The sequence below is a fragment of the Geitlerinema sp. CS-897 genome (assembly GCF_028368005.1).
Classification (GTDB): domain Bacteria; phylum Cyanobacteriota; class Cyanobacteriia; order Cyanobacteriales; family Geitlerinemataceae; genus Baaleninema; species Baaleninema simplex.
The window spans coordinates 1-5,588 of record NZ_JAQNCQ010000080.1; the positions used below are offsets into that span (position 1 = coordinate 1).

Consider the following 5,588-nt stretch of genomic DNA (forward strand, 5'->3'; position numbering starts at 1 on the left):
ATCCTGACCCGCGTGACGGGCGATGGCGCGTCCAATATTGACGGTTTAATTCGCGCCAACGGAACGGCGAACTTGTTTCTGCTCAATCCCAACGGCATCGTCTTCGGTCCGAACGCTCGCCTCGAGGTCGGCGGTTCCTTCTTTGCCAGTACAGCCCATCGTCTCGACTTTAGAGACGGCAGCGTCTTCAGTGCGGCCGAACCTAACGCGCCGTCGCTCCTGACTGTATCAGTTCCCGTGGGGGTGCAGTTGGGCAGTGCGCCCGGTGCGCTCGAACTCCGAGGAACGGGGAATGTCGCTCGCTTTCCCACCGAAACCCCAGGCTTATCGGTTCCCCCCGGACAGGCGATCGCCCTGGTGGGAGGAAACGTCACCCTCGACGGGGCGATCGTCAGCGCCCCCTCGGGACGAGTCGAAATGGGTGGCGTTGTCGAGGGCAACATCGGCTTTGACGAGAATTGGACGCTCGACTACGACGGTGTAAACGAGTGGGGAAGCGTTCGACTGCAAAATCGAGCCTCCGTCTTCGTCCCTACTAGCAATGCGAGCAACCGCCCGAATACGGGAATTCGAGTCGTGGGGCGAGACATCTCGATGGCGAGTTCTCAAATTGCCACGCTGACGCAGAACGGTCGAGCCAGCGGTAACATTGACATCCAGGCGTCAGAATTGCTGAGTTTGGGTGGAGCGAGCGATACGTTTCCCTTTAGCGCTTCGGTGGAAACGCAAACTGACGAAACGGCAACCGGAAACGGCGGCCATCTCAACGTAACCTCCCCCCGAATTGCGATAAACGACGGGGCGAGACTTCAAACCTGGAGCTTTGGGGACGGAAATGCTGGAGACGTGACGGTGAATGCCGAGGCGCTCGAGATCGTTGGTTCCTCTGCTTCGGGTGGGTTCTTTTTTAATCTCGCCCTACTCCTCGAACAGAGTACGGGTAGCCGCATCAGCAGCGAGAACTTCGGAACGGGAAACGGCGGAAACGTCCGCGTCGCGACTGACGACCTCGTCCTCAACGACGGCGGACAAATCCGAACGCTCACCGGTGCGAGTGGAAAGGGCGGTTCGATAACGGTGAACGCCCGAAATTTGCAAGCTGTAAGCACCGTTCCCCTAACTCCGATCGTCAGTAGCGGGATCGCTAGCATTACCACGGGAACGGGTTCGGGGGGAGACAGCACGATTTCAAGCCAACGAGCCACGTTACTCGATGGCGCGAGACTCATCTCTTCAACGTGGGGATCGGGGCGGGGAGGAACTCTGAACGTCGAGATTGCAGAATCCTTTACCGCTCGAGGTTCGGCTTCCGTTTTTACGGGTGCATCCGTCGGTTCGGGGGTTTTTTCCGGTACGTTCGATTCCGGAGATGGAGGCAATGTGACCGTCACCGCACCTCAACTCACCCTATCGGACGAGGGGCTAGTGGTTTCAACCGTTCTGCGTCAAACCCTCGGCGAACCCTTACCGGGTGCAGGAACGGGCAATGGAGGAGACGTCCGCGTGGTTGCCGATTCCCTCGAGTTAATTGGTGCGACTTCTGCTGATTCTGCTGATACAGATTCTTTCACCCAAGTTGGCAGTGTAACGTTTGGAACGGGGAATGCTGGAGACGTTTGGGTGTCAACGAGACAACTGATCGTTCGAGATGGCAGCCTACTCTCTTCGTCTGTCCTTCTGTCCTTTTCTGCGCTCAGCGAACCGCTGTCAGGTTCGGGGACGGGGAATAGTGGACGGTTACAAATCGACGCATCGGAATCGATCGAAGTGCTGGGTTCTAACCTCTCGAGTGCTGCGACATCGAGTTTTGTCGGGACGCAAACCTTCGGAATTGGAAATGCCCGCGAGTTAGTCGTCAACACCGATCGCCTGATGTTGCGCGATGGGGGTTTCATCGGTACGTTTACCAGTGCCACGGGCAACGCCGGAGAGATTCGCATTAATGCCTCAGACATCTCGATCGCCGGTCGCGCTATCAATGGCGTCTCTCGCGTGGCGGCCGAAGCCTTCGAGCCAAACGAAGTGTTACAGCAGGCGTTTTTTATTCCATCGATTCCTACCGGCGAAACTGGCCGCGTCGCGATCGAGACCGATCGCTTGACGCTTCGAGACGGGGGTAGCATCAGCGTTCAGCACGACGGCATTGGAAACGCCGGAACGTTAGACATCAAGGCGGCACAAATCGCGATCGAAGACGATTCGAGGATCTCGGCGACGACGGCCTTCGGCGTGGGGGGAAACGTCAACCTCCACGTTCGGGATTTCCTGCAACTGCGCGACGACGGCCGAATTGCCCTGTCTGCTCTCGGAAATGTGGGAGATGGGGGGAACTTGGCGATCGAATCGCCGACCGTTACCTTACTCGATCGCAGTGCCGTTCGAGCCAACGCGATACGAGGGACAGGGGGCAACGTTCGCATTGTCACCGACGGCATTTTAGCCGCTCCCGGCACCGCCATTACTGCCAGTTCGCAATTGGGCATCGATGGACTTGTTGAAATTAGCCAACCTGCCGTCGATAGTAATGCGGGATTGATTCAGTTACCCCAAAACACTATCGACCTCACCAGCCAAATCCAGCGAGGATGTGCCAGCAGTCAAGGTAACACGTTTGTCATTACCGGACGGGGAGGCGTTCCCAACAATCCGAGGGAAACGTTACCCGCGAGGGCGGATTTGGCTTGGGGCGATCTCCGAGATTGGCGCGAGATCGGGCAGTTGCCGTCGGGGGATGTCTCCCAAGAGATCGAAGAGATCGAAGAGATTGAAACGGAGGCGATCGCGCCTATTGTTGAAGTCACTGGATGGGTGAGATACGACGATGGAACCGTTGAGTTAGTGGCTGAGGAGTCGGTCTCCGCGTTCGGTTTAAACTGTCGTACCGATTGACATCCGTTTCCGATAAGCTAGGTTTTAAGCAGTCTTCACCACATCCCCCCTTAGCCCCCCTTTCAAAGGGGGGTTGGGGGGATAGAGGGACTTGTCGGGTTGGGTAAAACCAGTGTTTGAGTCCTCGACTCCGCTCTGACTCAACGCTTCGACTTCGCTCAGCGTTGATACGGAATCCGCACACCATAACCCCTCTTAAAGCGATCGCCCAAAATCGATTTAAGTCCTGGCGTACAGGGAATTTACGACGAGGGCTGCAAAACAAGGTTTTCAAACCTGGATTCCGTATGAGATTTGGATTTCGTATTAGTTTTGAAAAAATAAATATCCTGATTTGTTTGTCGGTTGGCTGCTAAATCATTTCAATTCAATTTCAATGAATGTTTTATATGTTTTGGCAATAAAAAAATGATGCAAACGTCTCAATTTCACAAAAAACAAGCGCGAAATATTTCGAGAAAAAAACAAAAAATATGCGGGTCTTCGGAGTTTGTGGTTATAAATGTATAGCATGATACAAAAAATTGAAGATTCGAGAGCCAAAACCCTTGAAATCTCGTGAAGTTAGTTTTTCTGTTACCCTAAACTCCGAAGAGCCAATATGCTGAGATTCGTCCATTAAAATAAGGTAATGCTTTAAGGTTTTGGAGTATTCAAAAAAACATATTTACATTTTGCGATCGCCGTCTAATTTCAAGTCTCAAAATATCGATAAATCCTAAAAAATTATAAATATTGTGACGCGAACCCAATAGTCAGATCGAAAACACGAGACAAAACGATACTATAGAAAATTAAAGACGACCGATCGATAATTCATTATGACAAACCCTAAACAATACATTCTGTCACTCGACCTCGGCACCACCGGAAATCGAGCAATTCTATTTAACCGAGACGGTCAAATCGCCGGACAAGTCTATAAGGAACTGAATCAGTACTATCCCGAACCAGGATGGCTCGAACACGACGCCGTCGAGATTTGGCAAGATACCCTCGCCTGCATCTCAGAGGTGATGGACAAAACCGGAGCATCGGCGTCGGACGTTGCTGCGGTCGGACTGACCGTGCAACGGGAAACCTGCTTGCTATGGGACAAAACGACGGGAAAACCCCTGCACAAAGCCATTGTTTGGCAAGATCGCCGCACCGCGCCCTTGTGTCGCAAACTGCGCCAAGAGGGAAAACATCACCTCATTCACGATCGCACCGGTTTAGTTCTCGACGCCTACTTCTCCGCAACCAAACTCGTCTGGTTGCTGGAGTGGGTCAAACAAAACCGCCCACAAGTCGATCTCGATAACGTCGTCGCCGGAACCATCGACACCTGGATTTTATGGAACCTCACCGGCGGAAAAGTCCACGCCACCGACAGCAGCAATGCCAGCCGTACCATGTTGATGAACTTGGAAAACGGCGACTGGGACAAAGACTTACTAAAGCTGTTTGGCATTCCCCCCCACATGATGCCGGAAATTAAACCCAGTATGGGCGAGTTCGGCACCACCGACCCCGAGGTTTTGGGGGAAGCGATTCCCGTGATGGCGATTTTTGGCGATCAACAGGCGTCTTTGTTCGCCCACGGTTGCGATCGCCCCGGTTTGCTTAAATGCACCTACGGAACTGGCTGTTTTCTTATCGTTCAAGCCGGACGCGAAGTGTCGCGATCGAGCAACCGACTGCTTTCGACGATCGCCTGGACGACGAAAGACCGCTCGAACTACGCCCTCGAAGGAGCGATGTTCACCACTGGGGCTTGCATTCAATGGTTGCGCGACGGATTGCAACTGATCTCGTCCGCCGCCGAAACCGAAGCCCTCGCCCAGCAGGTCAAAGACAATAACGGCGTCTATTTCGTCCCGGCGTTGAGCGGTTTGGGTGCGCCCCATTGGGATATGAGCGCGCGGGGATCGTTTCAAGGCATTACCGGAGGCGTCAAACGCGAACATATCGTCCGTTCGGTGTTAGAAGCGATCGCCTATCAAGTTAAAGAAGTCGTCGAAGCCATGAACCGCGACAGCGATATGTCCGTCGCGCGACTGAAAGTCGATGGCGGCGCGTCGCAAAACAGCTTTTTAATGCAATTCCAAGCCGACGTTTTGGGTATTCCCGTCGAACGTCCCAAAATTCTCGACGCCACCGCTCAAGGTGCGGCGTTCGGGGCGGGATTGGCGATCGGTTTTTACCCCAGTTACAGCGATTTAATTGCCAAACGGAAGATCGATCGCGTCTTCGAACCGGGCGACGGTGCACAGCAAGCTGTAGAACACTATCATGTTTGGCAAAAGGCAGTCGATCGCGCGAAAGAATGGGTCGATTGATGACGAGCAGGGGAGCTTTTTCAGGGAAGAGGGAAGAGTGAAGAGTGAAGACAGGTAACCGTTTCACTCGATCCCCTCACTGGTGACTGTTGACTGTTTCCACTGCTGACTTGCTCACTGTAAAAGGTGCGTGACGCGGTAACATCAAGTGTTTCGGACTTCGGCCGCCTTTCGTAGCCGCGTCACAGCATCCTATCTCTGGCGACTGCTCCCACGGCTTCGCGGTTTGCTGCTGGCTTTGACATACTCCCCAGCCTGAAGGCGTGGGGATTCTCCAGACCTCACGGTTCTAGATTTCTGGTTCGGCGACAACCCTTACTACCCATTGTTGCCAATAAGTACCAGAGGGGTTTATCTCCCCAGACGTTTTCCCCATTA

The 5,588-nt window shown here is 53.7% G+C and carries 2 protein-coding genes; both read left to right on the forward strand.

The genetic code is table 11. The features are described from left to right. On the forward strand, positions 1–2,889 hold a 2,889-nt coding region (locus tag POG22_RS04105; RefSeq protein WP_498903792.1), incomplete at its 5' end, for a two-partner secretion domain-containing protein. Between the two features lie 821 nt (positions 2,890–3,710). Then, complete coding sequence (gene glpK / locus POG22_RS04110; RefSeq protein ID WP_498903793.1) at positions 3,711–5,210, forward strand: glycerol kinase GlpK; 1,500 nt, start codon at positions 3,711–3,713, stop codon at positions 5,208–5,210. Positions 5,211–5,588 lie beyond the last annotated feature (378 nt).

Bases quoted from the DNA above. Each gene is read 5' to 3' on its own strand.
- glpK (WP_498903793.1), top strand. From the start codon at position 3,711: ATGACAAACCCTAAACAATACATTCTGTCACTCGACCTCGGCACCACC.